Here is a 16,277-nt window from a genome sequence, read left to right as displayed (position 1 = left end):
AGTCCGCTAAATGACGGCAGCGAGGCTGCGCAGGATCGGCTGCAGCCTGACCATGCCGATGTCCTCACGCTCGAAACGGCTGCCGACCTTGGTCAGCTTGGCCAGCACCTGCTCGCCCTCCTCCGGCCCGATCGGCGCGATGACGATGCCGCCGCTCGACAACTGGTCGAGCAGGAAGCGCGGCAGGCTGTCGAAGGACGCCCAGGCGACGATGCGGTCGAAAGGCCCCTCGGTCGGCAGGCCGTTGGAGCCATCCGCCTGGCGCGCTAAGGCGTTGCCGATGCCGAGCGCCTCGAAGCGCTGCCTGGCCTGTTCGGTCAAGGTCTTGTAGCGATCGATGGTGACGACGCGCGCGGCAAGCCGCGACATCACCGCAGCCGTATACCCCGACCCGGTGCCGATCTCGAGCACGCGGTTGCCCGGCTCGATTGCGAGCGCCGCGATCACCGCCGCCTGCAGATCCGCGCCCTCAATCGCCTCACCGCATTCGATCGGCAGCATGCCGTCCGACCAGGCGATCGAATGGAACTGCGCGGAGAGGAAACCGCGCCGCGGCGTCGCCTCGAAGGCGGCAATCAGGGCCTTGGGCGCCATGCCCCGGCCACGCAGCCGAAGCAGGAAAGCGGCAAAACCTTCGCGGTCGTCGACAGCCATGTTCATGCCAAAACCCTATTCACAACAACGCCTTGGTCAGCTGGTCGCGGAGTTCATGGGCGGTGAGGTCGAGCTGCAGCGGCGTCACCGACACCAGCCGGTTGTGCAGCGCGTAAAGGTCGGTGCCTTTCCTGCCTTCGACCGGCTCGCGGCCGAAGCGCAGCCAGTAGTACGGCAGGCCGCGCCCGTCCCGGCGCTCGTCGACCCAGAGGCTGTGCACCAGCTTGCCCTGCGAGGTGACGACCGTGCCTTCGATTTCATCGGGCGCGCAGTTCGGGAAATTGACGTTGAGCAGAACGCCCTCGGGAAGCGGCACCGCCACCAGCTTCTTAAGCAGCGTCGGCGCCAGCGCCTCGGTCGTTTCATAAGGAACGACGCGGTCCTCGCCGACATAGGAATAGGCCTGGCTAAGCGCGATCGAGCGCACGCCGAGCAGCGCGCCCTCCATGGCGCCGGCGACGGTGCCGGAATAGGTGACGTCGTCGGCGATGTTGGCGCCGGAATTGACGCCGGACAGGATGAGGTCGGGCGCCCCGGGCAGGATCTTTTTAGCGCCCATGATGACGCAGTCGGTCGGCGTGCCGCGCACGGCAAAATGCCTCTCGCCGATCTTGCGCAGCCTGAGCGGTTCCGAGATCGACAGCGAATGCGCATAGCCGGACTGGTCCTGCTCCGGCGCGACTACCCAGATGTCGTCCGACAGCGTGCGGGCGATGCGTTCGAGCGACGCCAGTCCTTCGGCGTGGATGCCGTCATCGTTGGTCAGCAGGATGCGCATGAAGTCATTTCGATTCGATCTTGGCGAGACCGCCCATGTAAGGCCGCAGCACTTCAGGAATGGTTACGCTGCCGTCCTCATTCTGGTAGTTTTCGATGACAGCAATAAGAGCGCGGCCCACCGCGGTGCCCGAACCGTTGAGCGTGTGGACGAAGCGGTTGCCCTTGCCGTCCTTGTCCTTGTAGCGGGCATCCATGCGCCTGGCCTGGAAGTCGCCGCAGACCGAGCAGGACGAGATCTCGCGATAAGCATTCTGGCCGGGCAGCCAGACCTCGATGTCATAGGTCTTGCGCGCGCCAAAGCCCATGTCGCCAGTGCACAGCGTCACCGTGCGGAACGGCAGGCCGAGCCGCCTCAAGACCTCCTCGGCGCATTGCGTCATGCGCTCATGCTCGGCCAGCGAGCTCTCCTGGTCGGTGATCGAAACCAGCTCGACCTTGTAGAACTGGTGCTGGCGCAGCATGCCGCGCGTGTCGCGCCCGGCAGAGCCGGCTTCCGAGCGGAAGCACGGCGTCAGCGCCGTGTAGCGCAGCGGCAGCTTTTCGTGCGCGGTGATCTCCTCGCGCACGAGGTTGGTCAGTGGCACTTCGGCGGTGGGAATGAGCCAGAAAGAACGCCTCCCTAAGAAATGTTCCTCAACTTCTCGCTGCCGCTTTGGATTGTCGTGCCAGATCTTGTGAATGAGTGCCGTTATGTCCGAGCGCTTCTGATGGCTGAAAACCATATCGAAGAGCTGATTGAGCTCGCGAGGATCACCATCTTCAGGTCCTAAATGAACAGAACCCTCCTTGGGCGCTTCGCCTTCTGTTTTGAAAAGATCTTCCTCGAACTTCGGTAACTGCCCAGTGCCATACAAAATTTCGTCGCGCACCATCAGCGGCGGCTGGATCTCTTCATAGCCGTGCTCGGTCGTGTGCAGGTCGAGCATGAACTGGCCGAGCGCTCGCTCCATCCGGGCGAGCTGGCTCTTCAGCACGGTGAAGCGCGAGCCCGATAGCTTCGCCGCCCGCTCGAAATCCATCATGCCGAGCGCTTCGCCGATCTCGAAATGCTCCTTCACCCAGTTGGGACGCGTCGGCACCTCGCCGACGATGCGCTTGACGACATTGTCGTGCTCGTCCTTGCCCACCGGCACGTCGTCGAGCGGCACGTTGGGCAGCACTGCCAGCGCGTCGTTCAGTGCCTTGTCGAGCTCGCGCTCGCGCGCCTCGCCGTTCTGGATGAACGCCTTGATCTCGCCGACCTCTGCCTTGAGCTTTTCGGCAAGCGCTGAATCGCCAGAGCGCATGGCGTTGCCGATCTCCTTGGAGGCGGCATTGCGGCGCTCCTGCTTGACCTGCAGCTCGGTCAGATGCTCGCGCCGCGCTTCGTCCCTGGCGATCAGGTCATCGACCGTGGACTGCGCGTCCCCGGCCGGCCACGAGCGCTTCACCAGCGCGTCGGCGAGAGCCTTCGGGTTGTCGCGAATCCATTTGATGTCAAGCATGGTTCTGAGCGCTCCAAGGTAGCATGTCGCCCAAAAGTGTGCAGCGGTTTTGGGATAACGACATGCTCAAAACGAAAACTGAAACGCATCGCTTGATGGCGATGCGTTGCAGGCCAGAGGGCGTAAACCGCATCCAGGATCGATGCAAGATGGAGGTCGGGCGGCGGTTATCGTTTTCCGTCGCGACGCCCTACGAGGCTGCCTGTGTCGGAGGCTCGTCGGGGACTTTTTCCGCCACGCTCTCATCCGCATCCTGCTTCTCGCGAGCAACGCGCTCGCGTTCCTGGCTGCGCTCGATCAGGCGTGAGGACCAGATGGCGACCTCATAAAGGAGGATGGTCGGGATGGCGAGGCCGCACTGGCTCAGTGGATCGGGCGGCGTCAGCACCGCGGCAACGACAAAGGAAAGGACGATCGCCCATTTGCGCTTCTCGGCCAGCGCCCTCGACGACAGCAGGCCGACGCGCGTCATCAGGCTGGTCACCACCGGCAACTGGAACACCAGGCCGAAGGAGAAGATCAGCGTCATGATCAGGCTGAGATATTCCGACACCTTCGGCAGGAGCGAGATCTGCACCTGGTCGTTGGTGCCGGTCTGCTGCATGGCGAGGAAGAACCACATCACCATCGGCGTGAAGAAGAAATAGACCAGCGAGGCGCCCATCAGAAACAGAATGGGCGACGCGATCAGGAACGGCAGGAAGGCATTGCGCTCGTTCTTGTAGAGGCCAGGCGCGATGAACTTGTAGATCTGCGTGGCGATCAACGGAAAGGCGACGACCATGCCGCCGAACATCGCCAGCTTCACCTGAGTGAAGAAGAACTCCTGCGGCGCGGTATAGATCAGCTCGACCTTGTGCGGGTCGAGCCCTGCCCATTGCGTCGCCCATTTGAACGGCACGACCAGCAAGTTGAACAGGCGCTTGGCGAAGAAAAAGCAGACGAGGAAAGCGACGAAGAAGCCGCCCAGCGACCAGATCAGGCGCCGGCGCAATTCGATGAGATGCTCGATCAGCGGCGCCGACGATTTCTCGATCTCGTCCTTTTCCGTATCCGAAACGCTCACTTGGGCGCTCCCGCCGTCTTCTTGGCTTCGGCCTTTTTCGCAGCCGGCTTGTTCACGGCGGCGGGTTTGGCTTCGGGCGCAGCCTTCCTGCTGGGCACTGCGGCTTTCGTGGCGGCCTGCGAAGGCTTTGCCGCGGCTTTGGCGGCCGGCGCCTTGGACGATGCTGTTTTCGCCGCCGCACCAGCGGTCTTCGTTCTGGATGTTGCGGCTTTCTTCACCGGCTGGGCAGGCGCGGCTGCCTCTGGAGCGGCCGCAGTCACCGATGCATCGGTCATGGCCGGAAAGGTCGGCGCGGCCGGAACCGCCTCCGTCCCGTTGACGCCAGGCATATCCGTTGCGCCATTCTTGAGCGGCTCGCCGGCTTGCGGCTCCGATGCAGCAGGCGCGGCGGGGTCCGCGGCCGGCTTCGGCTTCATCATCGTATCGACGCCGGCGCGGACATCGGCCGCAGCCTGTTCGAATGGATTGAGCTGCCTGCGGATCTCGCTCGCCGGGTCGAGGCCTCTCAGCGCGTCCACCGACTTCTTGACGTCGTCAAGCTCGGCTTCCTTCAGCGCCTCATTGAACTGTTTCTGAAAGTCGGCCGCCATGGCGCGCAGCTTCGCCGTGGTGCGGCCGAACGTGCGCAGCATGTTGGGCAAATCCTTCGGCCCGACGACCACGATCATGACGATCGCGATCACCAGCATCTCGGTCCAGCCGACTTCAAACATGGCTATTTGTTCCGACTAGAACCTTGGGCTCAGCTCTTGCTGGCCTTTTCCTTCACTGCCGAAACAGTCTCGTCCGCACGATGCTCGACGGTACGCTTGTCGTCGGCGGCGTCGTCGTCGGCCATGCCCTTCTTGAAGCTCTTGATGCCCTTGGCCATGTCGCCCATCAGCTCCGGAATCTTACCGCGGCCAAACACCAGCAGCACGATGACCAGCACGATCAGCCAGTGCCATATCGATAGTGAACCCATTGCAAATCTCTCTCGAACGTTTTTCCCTAGCGTTGATCTATGCGTTTTCGCCTTGGGATTCAAACACAACCGCAACAAAGTTGGTGAACGGGCTGGCGGATGTCACGCACTTTCGGCGGCACCGGCTTGCTACGAATCCGCGCAGCCTTCGCGGTGGACCACCCAAGAGCGGCTTTTTTGCGGTCAATCTTCCGTAACGCGGGGCGTCAACAATCCGAGCTCTTCGAGGTCGATATCGGTCAGCGCATCCTCGTCTTCCGCAAGCGCATCGGGATCGGCCGGCGGCACCGGCATCGAGAAGTTGGACGGCATGCGCGTCGACAAAAGCCCGGCGCCCTTCAACTCCTCCATGCCGGGCAGATCGCGAATCTCCTCCAGCGCGAAATGGTCGAGGAAGGCGTCGGTGGTGCCATAGGTCACCGGCCGGCCAGGCGTGCGGCGCCGGCCGCGCATTCTCACCCATTCCGTTTCCAATAGCGTGTCCAGCGTGCCCTTCGAGGTTTCGACGCCTCTGATGTCCTCGATCTCGGCGCGCGTTACCGGTTGGTGGTAGGCGATGATCGCCAGCACCTCGAGCGCCGCGCGCGACAGCTTCCGCTGCTGCACGGTGTCGCGGCTCATCAGGAAGGCGAGGTCGCAGGCGGTGCGGAACGCCCAGGCGTCGCCGACACGCACCAGGTTGACGCCGCGCCTGGCATAGATTTCCTGCAGGTCGGCCATTGCCGCGGCAATGTTGACGCCTTCGGGCAGGCGCGCCGCCAGCTGCCTTTCGCTGACCGGCTCGGCGCTGGCAAAGATAATCGCCTCGGCCATGCGCACCGCCTCCGACAATTGCAGCCGCTCGGCAGGATTCTCGAGGGAGCCCTGTTCGACCATCTCGTCCTCGGGTTCCTCAATTTTGAACGGGATGACCGAAGCGTTGGCGCGTTCGCTCATGATACCACCTCGATTGCCCTTGCCTTTTGCGCGCGGCCGCGCAGGTAAAGCGGCGCGAACACCTGCTCCTGCCGCATTTCCAATGTGCCCTCGCGCACCATTTCAAGCGTTGCCGCAAAAGAACTGGCGACCGCCGTGCGCTTCTCTTCCGGCGCCGCCAGATATTCGATCAGGAAACCGTCGAGCGCGGTCCAGTCGCTCAGCGTCCCGACCAGCCGTGCCAGCACGTCGCGGGCATCCTTCAGCGACCACACCGCGCGCCTGGCGATCGTCACATTGTTGATGACCTGCCGCTGGCGCTGTTGCGCATAGGCGGTCAACAGGTCGTACAGTGAGGCCGAATATGCATTGCGCTTCTCGACAATGACCATTTCCGGCATGCCGCGCGCAAAGACGTCGCGGCCGAGCCGGTTGCGGTTGACCAGCCGTGCCGCGGCGTCGCGCATCGCTTCCAGCCGCTTCAGCCGGAACTGCAGCACCGCCGCCAGCTCTTCGCCGCTCTCGCCCTCTTCGCCAGGCTGCTTCGGGATCAAAAGCTTCGACTTGAGGAAGGCAAGCCACGCCGCCATCACCAGATAATCGGCGGCAAGCTCCAGTCTCAACGCCCTCACCTTCTCGATAAAGGCCAGATATTGCTCGGCCAGCGCCAGAATGGAGATGCGCGCCAGGTCGACCTTCTGGTTGCGCGCCAGATGCAGAAGCAGGTCCAGCGGCCCTTCGAAACCGGCGACGTCGACCACCAGCGACGGGTCGCCGGTGAGGCGTGAATCGTCGTTCTCGGCCCACAGACGGTCCATCGGTGCGGCCTTTGCGGCCTTACTGTCCAATGTCTCCGCCACTGCCCTGCTTTCCTTCGGTTCAGGCCACCGCTTCGAAATAGGTGGCGAATTCGGCGCGTATCGCCGTTTCCTCGGCGACGTCGCGGCCCTTTACATAGGTCAGCGCCCGCTCCGCTCTCGCCAGGGACTTGCCTTCGAGCGCCGTCGTGCGCGACGCGATCCCCGACATTTCCTCGAAAACGCCGTTGCAGTGAAGGACGAGATCGCAGCCGGCCGCAAGGATTGCCGCTGCCTTTGTCGGGAAATCCCCAGAAAGTGCCTTCATCGACGTGTCGTCGCTCATCAACAGCCCGTCGAAGCCGATCTCGCCCCGGATCACCTCGTTGACCACCCTGGCCGAGGTGGTCGCCGGATTGTCCGGGTCGACGGCGCTGTAGACGACATGCGCCGTCATCGCCATGGGCAATCGATTGAGCGCCTTGAACGGGGCGAAATCATGCTTGCGCAATTCGGCCAGCGGCGTGTCCACCGTCGGCAGCGCGAAATGCGTGTCGGCAAAGGCGCGGCCATGGCCGGGAATATGCTTCATGACCGGCAGCACGCCGCCCGACATCAGGCCCTCGGCCGAGGCCCGGCCAAGCTCGATGACCGGCTCGGGCTCCTTGCCATAGGCGCGCGCGCCGATGACGTCGCTGGCGCCTTCGACCGGAACGTCGAGCACCGGCAGGCAATCGGCCGTGATGCCGTGGCGCAGGAGATCGAAGGCATGCAGCCGCGCCATCAGCCAGGCAGCGCGCCGGCCGGCCTCGCGGTCGTTTCGCCACAGCGCGCCGAGCGCGCCGCCGGCCGGATAGTTCGGCGCCAGCGGCGGCCGCAGCCGCTGCACCCGGCCGCCTTCCTGATCGATGAAGACCGGCGCATCCGGGCGTCCGACGCAATCGCGCATCGACGCCACAAGATCGCGGATCTGCTCGGTCTCGCCGATGTTGCGGGCAAACAGGATGAAGCCCCAGGGACGTTCGCCGCGATAGAAGCGGATTTCCTCTGGCGTGAGTGCTTTCCCGGCGCAGCCGAGGATCATGGATTTTGATTCGGTCATGAATCGAAGCTTAGGGCTTCAGGCCAGCAAAGGGAATCACCCCTGCCCGCAGGCGATCCTTTGCTGAAAACCGTCCACAACGAAAAGCCGGCGCGACCTCGCGGCGGCGCCGGCTTCTGGTTGGTTCGAGCGGATCAGCGCGACACGAAGCAGTTGCCCCCTGCTGCCTTGTAACTGGTGCACAGATTGATCGCATCGTTGCGCGACTGGGCCGGAACGCGGACGCGGTAGAAGGTGCCCTTGCCGGCGATCTCGGCCTTGACGATGCTGGCCGTGCGGCCGGAAAGCACGCTGCCATAGCGGCGCTGCAGATCCTGGTAGGTCGACTGGGCGCTTTCCACCGTCGGCTGCGAGGCGATCTGCATCGACCACGAACCGCCGCCGGCCGCTGCCGGGTCGATGGAGGCGACCTGATCCGGCTTGACCTCGCCGACCACGTCGACCGGCTGGTCGGACGGGCGCTGCGGCGCCACCGGCACCATCGCCGGTGTGCTGGCGGACTGGACCTTGGCTTCGACTTTCTGTGCAGCTGCGGGTTTTGGCGCAGCGGCGGGCTTCGCCGCGGGCGTCGGCTTGGCCGTCTCGCTTTGGCCGGCGTCGGCCTGATCGGCCGGCTGGTCGGTTGCCTCCGTTACCGTGCCTGTCTGCGCGGCGACGGGCTGTGCCGCCGATGCGACGTGCTGCGGTGCCGGGTCGGCCGGCTCGGCCGCCGCAACCGCCGGCGCGGCAGCCGGTGCCGGATCCTCGCGCGGAACCAGCGAGCCGTCGGGCTTAACCATCATGGTCTTCACCTTGCGAGGCGCCACGGCGACGACATCGGTATTGGTCGCCTTGTCGGCTTCCTGCAGGACCTGGGCGATGCGATCTTCCGATTTCGGCGCCGGGGCGGCCGGCTGAGCGCTCTCAGGCGCGGCCGCCTGAGTGCTGCCGGGCGCCGCGGCGTCCGGATTGCCCGCGGCGTCGGTGCCCGGGGCAGTGTCGGTATCGTCCGGCGACAGGTCGACGACGCGGCTCTGCGGCGGCTCCTTGGACGCCAGGTCGACCGGCTCCTCGGTGTTGGTCACCAGCTTCTGCTGCACCGGCTCGGCCGGCTTGGTGCCCTTGGCCACCGCGTCATAGACCTTGTTGTCCTGGTTCGGCACCACCGTGCCGCCGGGATTTTCCGGCTTGACCTTGATCGGCGCGTTGTCGGCCTTGACGATCACCGGCGCTGCGCTGCCGCCCTTGCCGCCGAACGAGAAGGCAAGAGCACCAAGGCCGCCGGCAATCACCACGGCGCCGACAAGGGCTGCGATCATCAGGCCGCGGCGGCGCGGCTTCGCCGCCTCATGCTCGGCGAGGCCGGGCACGGTCATCGCCTCGTCGAGCTCCGGATCGTAATCGAGCTCGTCGACGGCAAAATCGTCCGCCTGCGAAACCGGCTGGTTGCCGGGCAGATTGTCGACGTCGAAGTCGTTGGCGGCCATCGCATACGAAGCGGCTGCGGGGGCGGCAGGCGTTTCGGCGCGCAACTCGCGACGATCGTAGCCGACCTTGAACCCGGTATTGTAGGAATCGTCACTGTAGCCCCGGCCTTGCACGGGCGCCGGAGCGATTTCGGTCGCATTCATGTCATTGAGCAGGCCCGCAAACTCGGCATCGAGATCGTCATAGGCGGGTGCCGCCGGCTGATCTTCCTCGAAGTTGAGCTCCGGTATGTCGAGATCGTCGGCAAGCGCCACCACGCGCTCCGGCACATCGACCGTCTCGACCTCTGGCACGTCATCGTAACGGCGAGGCTGCGGCGCCTGGGCCGGCTTTGCATAGGCGGAATAGTCGTTGGCCGGCTCGTCGCGATAGGCAGGAGCCGACATCTGCGGCGCCGAGGCCGCCGGCTGCACGGCAAACGAAGCCTGCGAAGGCGCGGCGACCGGAGTCACCCGGCTCCACGACGACCGCACCGGCTCGGCGGGCACGGATTGCCGCCAGTCGGCCGAATTGACCGGGCTTCTTGCCGGAACGTCGGCAGCCGTTGCGACAGGCGCGTGCTGATCCGCTTCGATGCCCTTGGCAAAGGCGGCGTCGAAAGCCTCGTCATCGAAATCGATGCTCGGCTCGGCACTTTCCGTTCCGTGTGCCGCACCGAAATCCTGCCGGTCGAGCTCGCCGGCAAGCAGCGCGTCGAGGTCGGCGTCTTCCGCGGCCTGCTCGTTCCGCGCCTGGTTGTCTTCGTCGAGATCCCAGTCGAGGTTGTCAGCCGGCTCGATCTTCTGCTCGACCTTCTGGCCGTAACTCGCGGGCTGAGCAACCGGCTGCGGCGTCGCAACGACTTCCCTGGCGACCGGAGCAACTGCTTCCCTGGCGACCGGAGCGGCGACTTCCCTGGCGGCCGCAATCGGCCGCGCGGTCATGGCGCCGAGCAGCGCATTGAGTTCGTCTTCCAGGCTCCGCTCGCTGGCGGCGGGCTTTGCCGGCTCGACAGCGGCAACCGGCGGAACCGGTGCCGGGGCCGCGGGAGCTGTGAATGCCGGGACTGCGGGCGCCGTGAACGAGGGTTGCGCCTCAGCGGCTGCAGCCGCAACACGGACCTCGGGCTCCTCGCTCAGCGCCTGACTGAAGTCGAGTTCGAAATCGTCTTCGAAGGCCTGGCCGGTCACGGGTTCCGGATCGGCGTCGGGTTCGGCAGCGAAATGCGCCGCCTCGGCGGGCGCTTCCACGACCGGTGCCTGCTCATCGTCGGATGGCAGTTCCGGTTCCTGGCCAACATTGTCTTCACCGACAAAGTCTTCCTCAACGGTCAAATCTTCTTGACGGGCCAAATTTCCTTGAAGGGCCAAGTCTTCCCGCGGCAAGTCTTCCTGCGGCAAGTCTTCCGGGGACAAATCCTGATGCTGGCTGAGATCCATGTCGACATCGGCCAGCGCTTCGTCGAAATGGCCGGCAAAATCTTCGTCCAAAGTCTGCTGTTCGGCTGCAGCATGGACCTCGGCCGGCCGGGCTTCGGCGACCTCGGGCGGCTGCTCCGGCATATGATCGTCGAAGGCCAGTTCGTCCTCGAGCGACATCTGGACGGCATTGTCGAAATCGGCATCGAAGGCTGCCTCGGTCACCGGTGCGGCCCCGACGGCGTCATCGGCGTTGCCGCCCACATGCTGATCAAGCTCGGGCACATGCCGATCAAGCCGGAAGCCCTCATCCAGCGAAGCGGCCATTTCGTCGTCGATGGAAAAATCGTCTTCCAGCGGCGAGACATCCAGCGAGCCGGCGACCGCCTTGTCGAAATCATCGTCGAAGGCGATATCGGCGGCCGGCTCCGGCGCTCGGACTGGCGCGAAGTGACTGTCGGCGTGATCCGCCGCATCGTCGAAGATAAAATCCTGTTCGAAGGAGGCGGCGAACTCGTCCTCGCTGGCAGGGGCACTGACGGTTTCGGAAGCCGGCTCTTGCCTGACGGTTTCGAAAGCCGGCTCTTGCCTGGCAGGTTCGAACGCGGCAAGCGCGCTGTCATCGGCAGCGCCGAACTCCCCCATCAGCTCCTTTTCAAGGTCGATGTCGAAGTCGGCTTCGTCCGCAACCTGGTTTGCCGGCGCAGCCTTTTCGACCGCGGGCGCCTGCGGCCTCACCGGCTGGCGCGGGTCGAAACCCATGATCCTGGTCAGCTCCGCGAACGGGTCATCGGCGGCGATGTCGTTGTGGTCGGCTACTTTCAGCTGGGTTCTGTCTGCCATTATTGTTCCCGAACTCGCACACATTCGGACGCCATGGACGTCGCGCAGGGTTGGCCCTTACCAGCGCAATGTGGGCAAAAGGTGACAGGTTTTTTAGTCAAACCTAACGCATTTCGGTGGGCGCGTCTGCCCCGATCAGCGTCAGGCCGGAGGTCAAAACATCCGAAACAGCCTGCACCAGCCCTAGTCTGGCATACGTCAATTGTCGGTCGTTAACCTTAACAAAACGTAAGTCAGGGTTGTCAGTGCCCCGATTCCAATGTGCGTGGAAGCTGGACGCCAGATCGTAGAGGTAAAAGGCAAGCCTGTGCGGCTCCAGCGAAAGCGCCGCGGATTCGATCAGCCGTGGGTATTCAGCCAGCTTCCGGATCAGGCCGATCTCGCCCTCATCGGTCAGCGAGGCGGCCGAGGCAGCCAGCCGGTTGCGGTCGAAAATTGCCTCGCCCAGTTGTTCGCTCGCCTGCCGGAACACCGAATGGCAGCGCGCCGAGGCGTACTGGACATAGAACACCGGATTGTCCTTGGACTGCTCGGTCACCTTGGCGAAGTCGAAATCGAGCGGCGCGTCGTTCTTGCGGAAGAGCATCATGAAGCGGATCGGATCGCGACCGACCTCCTCCACCACTTCGCGCAGGGTGATGAAATCGCCTGACCGTTTTGACATCCGGACCGGCTCGCCGCCGCGAAACAGCTTGACCAATTGGCAAAGCAGAACCGTCAGCCTGACCTCGTCCCCGGCAACCGCGCGCGCCAGCGCCTCCAGCCGCTTGACGTAGCCGCCATGGTCGGCGCCGAGCACATAGATCAGGTCTACGAAGCCGCGCTCGACCTTGTCCTTGAGGTAGGCGACGTCGGCCGCGAAATAGGTGAAGGAGCCGTCCGACTTGACCAGCGCCCGGTCCATGTCGTCGCCGACGGCGGTGGAGCGGAACAGCGTCTGCTCACGATCTTCCCAGTCGTCGGGCTTCTCGCCCTTCGGCGGCGGCAGCTTGCCCTTGTAGATATGCCCTTTGAGGGTCAGGTCGGCGATGGCCGCTCGGATCTTCTTGGCGTTGTCGGCATGCAGCGTGCGCTCCGAGAAGAACACGTCGTGATGCACGTTGAGCAGCGCCAAGTCCTCGCGGATCATCGCCATCATCGCGTCGACCGTCCGGTGCTTGACGATCGCCAGCGCTTCCTCTTCGGGCATCTCCAGCAGGCCGAGGCCGAACTCCTCGGCCAGCGCTTGGCCGACAGGGACCAGATAGTCGCCCGGATAGAGACCGGCCGGGATCTCGCCGACGTTTTCGCCGAGCGCTTCGCGATAGCGCAGCATGGCCGAGCGGCCGAGCACGTCGATCTGCGAGCCGGCATCGTTGATGACATATTCCTTGGTCACATCGTAGCCGGCGAAAGCCATCAGATTGGCGAGCGTGTCGCCGACGACGGCGCCGCGGCAATGGCCGACATGCATCGGGCCGGTCGGATTGGCCGAGACATATTCGACATTGGCCTTGCGGCCGCCGCCCACCTTGGAGCGGCCGTAGTCGCGGCCTTCGCCGAGAAGTGCTGCCAGATGCGCCTGCCAGAACCCATCCTTCAGCCTCAGATTGACGAAACCCGGCCCGGCGACATCGGCCGAGGCGACATCGGCATCGGCGCGCAGCGCCTCGGCCAGCCTCTCGGCGAGCACACGCGGGTTCTGGCCGGTCGGCTTGGCCAGCACCATCGCCGCATTGGTCGCAAGGTCGCCGTGGCTTGCGTCGCGCGGCGGCTCCACCGCAATGCGCGACAGGTCCGGCGAGCCGCCCTCCTTGTCTTTCAGATCAAGGGCTTCGACGGCTTTTGTGATTCGCGCGTTGAAATCGGCGAAGATGTTCATTGGATATGCTCTGGCGGCTTTAAAGGAGTGACCGGCTGCCTGGCCGGCAAAATCGTGCCCGCCCTAGCTCAAATCCGGCGTATGGTCAAACAATCGCCGGTGCTCCTTGAGGGCGTAGGTGTCGGTCATGCCGGCCAGGAAATCGGCGACGCTGCGCGCCTTGATGCGGTCTTGCGCCCTATCGAGGCCTTCGCGCCAGCCGTCCGGCATGGCGCGCGGATCGGCGAAATAGGCATCGAACAGGTCGCGGACGATCTGCTCGGCATCGGCGCGCACCCGCATCACTTCGCTGTGCCGGTAAAGATGCTTGTAGAGGAATGCCTTCAGTTCCTTCTCGCCCGCCGCCATGCCGTCGGAGAATGTCACCAGCGTCTCGCCCGCCGCTCTGACCGCATCGGCGCTCTGCGGCTTGAGGCGCTCGATGTTGGCGGAGGTCGATGTGATGACGTCCTCGACCATCAAGGTGATCTGCCGGCGCATCAGTTCATGGCCGGTGCGTACGTCATCGAGGGCCGGATAGCGCGCGCGCACGCCTTTCAGGATCGAGCCCGGCAAGCCGACCTCGTCCAGCATATCCAGCGTCAGGAAGCCGGCGCGCAGGCCGTCGTCGATGTCATGGGTGTTGTAGGCAATGTCGTCGGCGATCGCAGCACACTGCGCCTCGATGCCGGCGAAGCGGTTGAGTTCGAGGTCGTGCAGCTCCGAATAGTCGCGGATCGCTTGCGGTACCGGCCCCTTGAGACCCTTGCCGCCGGCATCGGTCAGCGGCCCGTTGTGCTTGACCAATCCTTCCAGCGTCTCCCAGGTGAGGTTCAGTCCGTCGAATTCGGCATAACGTCGCTCGAGTCGCGTTACCACGCGCAGCGATTGCGCGTTGTGGTCGAAGCCGCCCCAGGCGGCCATCTTGTCATTCAGCGCCTCCTCGCCGGTATGGCCGAAGGGCGTGTGGCCGAAATCATGCACCAGCGCCACCGCTTCGGCGAGATCCTCATCGCCCCGCAGCGCGCGGGCCAAGGCGCGGGCGATCTGCGCCACCTCGATCGAATGCGTCAGCCGCGTGCGGTAATGATCGCCCTCATGCGCGACGAACACCTGCGTCTTGTGCTTCAGCCGGCGAAAGGCGGTGGAGTGGATGATGCGATCGCGGTCGCGCTGGAATGGCGTACGGGTCGGGCTTTCGGCCTCGGGAAACAGGCGGCCGCGCGACTGCGCCGGGTCGCTGGCATAGGGCGCGCGCGGCCGATAGCCGAATCCGATGTCGCCGAGAGCATCCTTGCCCATTCACCACCAGTTGACTTGGCCCCGTCCGCTTCATACCTATCATATGAAACCGAAAGCAAGGTGACGCCGATGGGCGCGGATGCCAAGACTGCCATGAAGGTCGAGATGACCGACGCCGCCGCGAAGCGGATCGCCAGGATCGTTTCCGGCGAACCCGGCAAGACGGCGCTGCGCGTTTCCGTCGAGGGCGGCGGCTGCTCCGGCTTTTCCTATAAGTTCGATCTGGTCGAAGCGGCAAACGACGACGACGTTGCCATTGAGAAGGACGGCGCGACTATCCTGATCGACGACCTGTCGCTGGTTTATATGGGCGGCTCGGTAATCGACTTCGTCGACGACCTGATGGGCCAGTCGTTCCAGATCAGGAACCCCAACGCGGTCGCCTCCTGCGGCTGCGGCACCAGCTTCTCCATCTGAAGAAAACGCTATGCCTGTCGTCGGCGCGGTCCGCCAGGTCGCGCTGTCGGCCGGCCGCGATCTCGACACGACGCTTGCCTTCTGGCGCGACGTGCTCGGCATGAGCGTGCATGCGCGCTACGATCCGCCGGGCATGGCCTTCATCATGGCCGGCGGCGTGCGGTTGCTCTTCACCGACGGCGTGCCGGCCGGCACCGTCTATCTCGATATTTCCGGCCTCGAAGCCTTCCATGCCGAGGCGAACGCGGCGGGCGTTCCCTTCACCGCACCGCCAATGCTCGTCCATCGCGACACCGAGGGCCAGTTCGGTCCGGCAGGGGAAAGCGAGTGGATGGCCTTTCTAAAGGACCCGGCAGGCAATACGATCGGCCTGGTCGAACGCATTGCGCCGGAACAGCCTTGAGGTCCCCATGAAGATCGTCACCTGGAACATCAACGGTGTTCGCGCCCGCATCGGCAATCTCACCCACTGGTTGACCGAGAGCGCGCCGGATATCGTCTGCCTGCAGGAGATCAAGACGCTCGACGACCAGTTCCCGCGCGCCGAGATCGAGGCCTTGGGCTACAATGTCGAGACCAATGGCCAGAAGAGCTTCAACGGCGTCGCCATTCTCTCAAAACTCCGCTTCGACGAGGTCAATCGCGGCCTGCCGGGCGACGAGGTGGATGACCACGCCCGCTTCATCGAAAGCGTGTTCTCGACCGACAAGGGCGCGCTGCGCGTCGCCTCGCTCTATCTGCCGAACGGCAATCCGATCGATGACGAGAAGAAGTTTTCCTACAAGCTGTCATGGATGGCGCGGCTGGAGCGCTGGGCGGAGGAACGGCTGCGGCTTGAGGAAGCGCTGGTGCTGGCCGGCGACTACAATGTCATCCCCGAACCCGCCGATGCCAGGTTCCCCGAGAACTGGCTAAGCGATGCGCTGTTCCAGCCGCAGACCCGGCAAGCCTTCCGCCGGCTGAAGAACCTCGGCTTCACCGAAGCGGTACGCGCCGTCACCGACTCGCCCGATGTCTATACCTTCTGGGATTATCAGGCCGGCGCCTGGCAGAAGAACAACGGCATCCGCATCGACCATCTGCTTTTGTCGCCGGAGGCAGCCAGCCGCTTTTCCTCCGCCTCTGTCGAAAAGCATGTGCGCGCCTGGGAAAAGCCCTCCGACCATGTGCCGGTGGCCATCGATCTGGCGCTGCGGCCGGTCTGAAAAGCGTCGCGCGCTCGCCAAATCCTGATATCGCCACAAATCGC

The 16,277-nt window shown here is 64.4% G+C and carries 15 protein-coding genes; 3 read left to right on the top strand and 12 right to left on the bottom strand.

All coding sequences use genetic code 11. From position 1 onward, the window contains the following. Positions 1 to 6: 6 nt before the first annotated feature. The 12 genes from FJ974_RS14625 to FJ974_RS14570 form a co-directional block, all read right to left on the bottom strand. Positions 7 to 660 carry a protein-L-isoaspartate(D-aspartate) O-methyltransferase gene (locus FJ974_RS14625; protein WP_140534393.1) on the bottom strand — a complete coding sequence of 218 codons (654 nt, stop codon included), beginning with the start codon at positions 658 to 660 and terminating at the stop codon, positions 7 to 9. 13 nt (positions 661 to 673) lie between these two features. Next, complete coding sequence (gene surE, locus FJ974_RS14620; protein WP_140534395.1) at positions 674 to 1,432, bottom strand: 5'/3'-nucleotidase SurE; 759 nt, start codon at positions 1,430 to 1,432, stop codon at positions 674 to 676. Between the two features lie 4 nt (positions 1,433 to 1,436). Next, positions 1,437 to 2,918, bottom strand: coding sequence for a serine--tRNA ligase (gene serS, locus FJ974_RS14615; protein ID WP_140534397.1), 1,482 nt, complete (start codon positions 2,916 to 2,918; stop codon positions 1,437 to 1,439). A gap of 190 nt (positions 2,919 to 3,108) precedes the next feature. Beyond that, complete coding sequence (tatC, locus tag FJ974_RS14610; RefSeq protein ID WP_140534398.1) at positions 3,109 to 3,984, bottom strand: twin-arginine translocase subunit TatC; 876 nt, start codon at positions 3,982 to 3,984, stop codon at positions 3,109 to 3,111. Next, positions 3,981 to 4,697 (bottom strand): Sec-independent protein translocase protein TatB, encoded by a 717-nt coding sequence (gene tatB / locus FJ974_RS14605; protein WP_140534400.1) that lies wholly within the window; start codon positions 4,695 to 4,697, stop codon positions 3,981 to 3,983. The genes tatC and tatB overlap by 4 nt, the downstream gene beginning before the upstream one ends. A 29-nt stretch (positions 4,698 to 4,726) precedes the next feature. Next, entirely contained in the window at positions 4,727 to 4,948 is a 222-nt protein-coding gene (locus FJ974_RS14600; RefSeq protein WP_140534401.1) for a twin-arginine translocase TatA/TatE family subunit, read from the bottom strand. A 183-nt stretch (positions 4,949 to 5,131) separates the two neighbouring features. After that, positions 5,132 to 5,884 carry an SMC-Scp complex subunit ScpB gene (scpB, locus tag FJ974_RS14595; RefSeq protein WP_140534403.1) on the bottom strand — a complete coding sequence of 251 codons (753 nt, stop codon included), beginning with the start codon at positions 5,882 to 5,884 and terminating at the stop codon, positions 5,132 to 5,134. Beyond that, complete coding sequence (locus FJ974_RS14590; protein ID WP_140534449.1) at positions 5,881 to 6,681, bottom strand: segregation and condensation protein A; 801 nt, start codon at positions 6,679 to 6,681, stop codon at positions 5,881 to 5,883. The genes scpB and FJ974_RS14590 overlap by 4 nt, the downstream gene beginning before the upstream one ends. A 61-nt stretch (positions 6,682 to 6,742) precedes the next feature. Continuing rightward, positions 6,743 to 7,762, bottom strand: a complete 1,020-nt coding sequence (gene nagZ, locus FJ974_RS14585; protein WP_140534405.1) for a beta-N-acetylhexosaminidase — start codon at positions 7,760 to 7,762, stop codon at positions 6,743 to 6,745. Positions 7,763 to 7,896: 134 nt separating this feature from the next. Then, on the bottom strand, positions 7,897 to 11,469 hold the full coding sequence (locus FJ974_RS14580; protein WP_140534407.1) for an SPOR domain-containing protein: 3,573 nt from the start codon (positions 11,467 to 11,469) through the stop codon (positions 7,897 to 7,899). Positions 11,470 to 11,572: 103 nt separating this feature from the next. Next, positions 11,573 to 13,330 carry an arginine--tRNA ligase gene (argS, locus tag FJ974_RS14575; RefSeq protein ID WP_140534409.1) on the bottom strand — a complete coding sequence of 586 codons (1,758 nt, stop codon included), beginning with the start codon at positions 13,328 to 13,330 and terminating at the stop codon, positions 11,573 to 11,575. Between the two features lie 63 nt (positions 13,331 to 13,393). Further along, positions 13,394 to 14,611, bottom strand: a complete 1,218-nt coding sequence (locus FJ974_RS14570) for a deoxyguanosinetriphosphate triphosphohydrolase (protein ID WP_140534411.1) — start codon at positions 14,609 to 14,611, stop codon at positions 13,394 to 13,396. Between the two features lie 69 nt (positions 14,612 to 14,680). Here FJ974_RS14570 and erpA point away from each other — a divergent pair, with 69 nt between their 5' ends. From erpA to xth, 3 genes are read left to right on the top strand one after another with little or no spacing between them, the layout of a single operon-like run. Further along, on the top strand, positions 14,681 to 15,028 hold the full coding sequence (gene erpA / locus FJ974_RS14565) for an iron-sulfur cluster insertion protein ErpA (RefSeq protein ID WP_140534413.1): 348 nt from the start codon (positions 14,681 to 14,683) through the stop codon (positions 15,026 to 15,028). Between the two features lie 10 nt (positions 15,029 to 15,038). Beyond that, on the top strand, positions 15,039 to 15,431 hold the full coding sequence (locus FJ974_RS14560) for a VOC family protein (RefSeq protein ID WP_140534415.1): 393 nt from the start codon (positions 15,039 to 15,041) through the stop codon (positions 15,429 to 15,431). A 7-nt stretch (positions 15,432 to 15,438) separates the two neighbouring features. Then, positions 15,439 to 16,233: an exodeoxyribonuclease III gene (gene xth, locus FJ974_RS14555; RefSeq protein ID WP_140534417.1), complete on the top strand. Its 795-nt coding sequence runs from the start codon at positions 15,439 to 15,441 to the stop codon at positions 16,231 to 16,233. Positions 16,234 to 16,277 lie beyond the last annotated feature (44 nt).

The sequence above is a fragment of the Mesorhizobium sp. B1-1-8 genome, assembly GCF_006442795.2.
Classification (GTDB): Bacteria; Pseudomonadota; Alphaproteobacteria; order Rhizobiales; family Rhizobiaceae; genus Mesorhizobium.
The sequence above is the reverse complement of the archived record's forward strand: the minus strand, read 5'-3'. Positions and strand labels throughout refer to the sequence as shown.

Excerpts from the sequence above, each read along its gene's own strand:
- FJ974_RS14570 (WP_140534411.1), bottom strand. The coding sequence starts at position 14,611 with ATGGGCAAGGATGCTCTCGGCGACATCGGATTCGGCTATCGGCCGCGC.
- FJ974_RS14580 (WP_140534407.1), bottom strand. The coding sequence starts at position 11,469 with ATGGCAGACAGAACCCAGCTGAAAGTAGCCGACCACAACGACATCGCC.
- FJ974_RS14625 (WP_140534393.1), bottom strand. The coding sequence starts at position 660 with ATGAACATGGCTGTCGACGACCGCGAAGGTTTTGCCGCTTTCCTGCTT.
- FJ974_RS14560 (WP_140534415.1), top strand. The coding sequence starts at position 15,039 with ATGCCTGTCGTCGGCGCGGTCCGCCAGGTCGCGCTGTCGGCCGGCCGC.
- FJ974_RS14590 (WP_140534449.1), bottom strand. The coding sequence starts at position 6,681 with ATGGACCGTCTGTGGGCCGAGAACGACGATTCACGCCTCACCGGCGAC.
- xth (WP_140534417.1), top strand. The coding sequence starts at position 15,439 with ATGAAGATCGTCACCTGGAACATCAACGGTGTTCGCGCCCGCATCGGC.
- scpB (WP_140534403.1), bottom strand. The coding sequence starts at position 5,884 with ATGAGCGAACGCGCCAACGCTTCGGTCATCCCGTTCAAAATTGAGGAA.
- surE (WP_140534395.1), bottom strand. The coding sequence starts at position 1,432 with ATGCGCATCCTGCTGACCAACGATGACGGCATCCACGCCGAAGGACTG.
- erpA (WP_140534413.1), top strand. The coding sequence starts at position 14,681 with ATGGGCGCGGATGCCAAGACTGCCATGAAGGTCGAGATGACCGACGCC.
- serS (WP_140534397.1), bottom strand. The coding sequence starts at position 2,918 with ATGCTTGACATCAAATGGATTCGCGACAACCCGAAGGCTCTCGCCGAC.
- argS (WP_140534409.1), bottom strand. The coding sequence starts at position 13,330 with ATGAACATCTTCGCCGATTTCAACGCGCGAATCACAAAAGCCGTCGAA.
- tatB (WP_140534400.1), bottom strand. The coding sequence starts at position 4,697 with ATGTTTGAAGTCGGCTGGACCGAGATGCTGGTGATCGCGATCGTCATG.
- nagZ (WP_140534405.1), bottom strand. The coding sequence starts at position 7,762 with ATGACCGAATCAAAATCCATGATCCTCGGCTGCGCCGGGAAAGCACTC.
- FJ974_RS14600 (WP_140534401.1), bottom strand. The coding sequence starts at position 4,948 with ATGGGTTCACTATCGATATGGCACTGGCTGATCGTGCTGGTCATCGTG.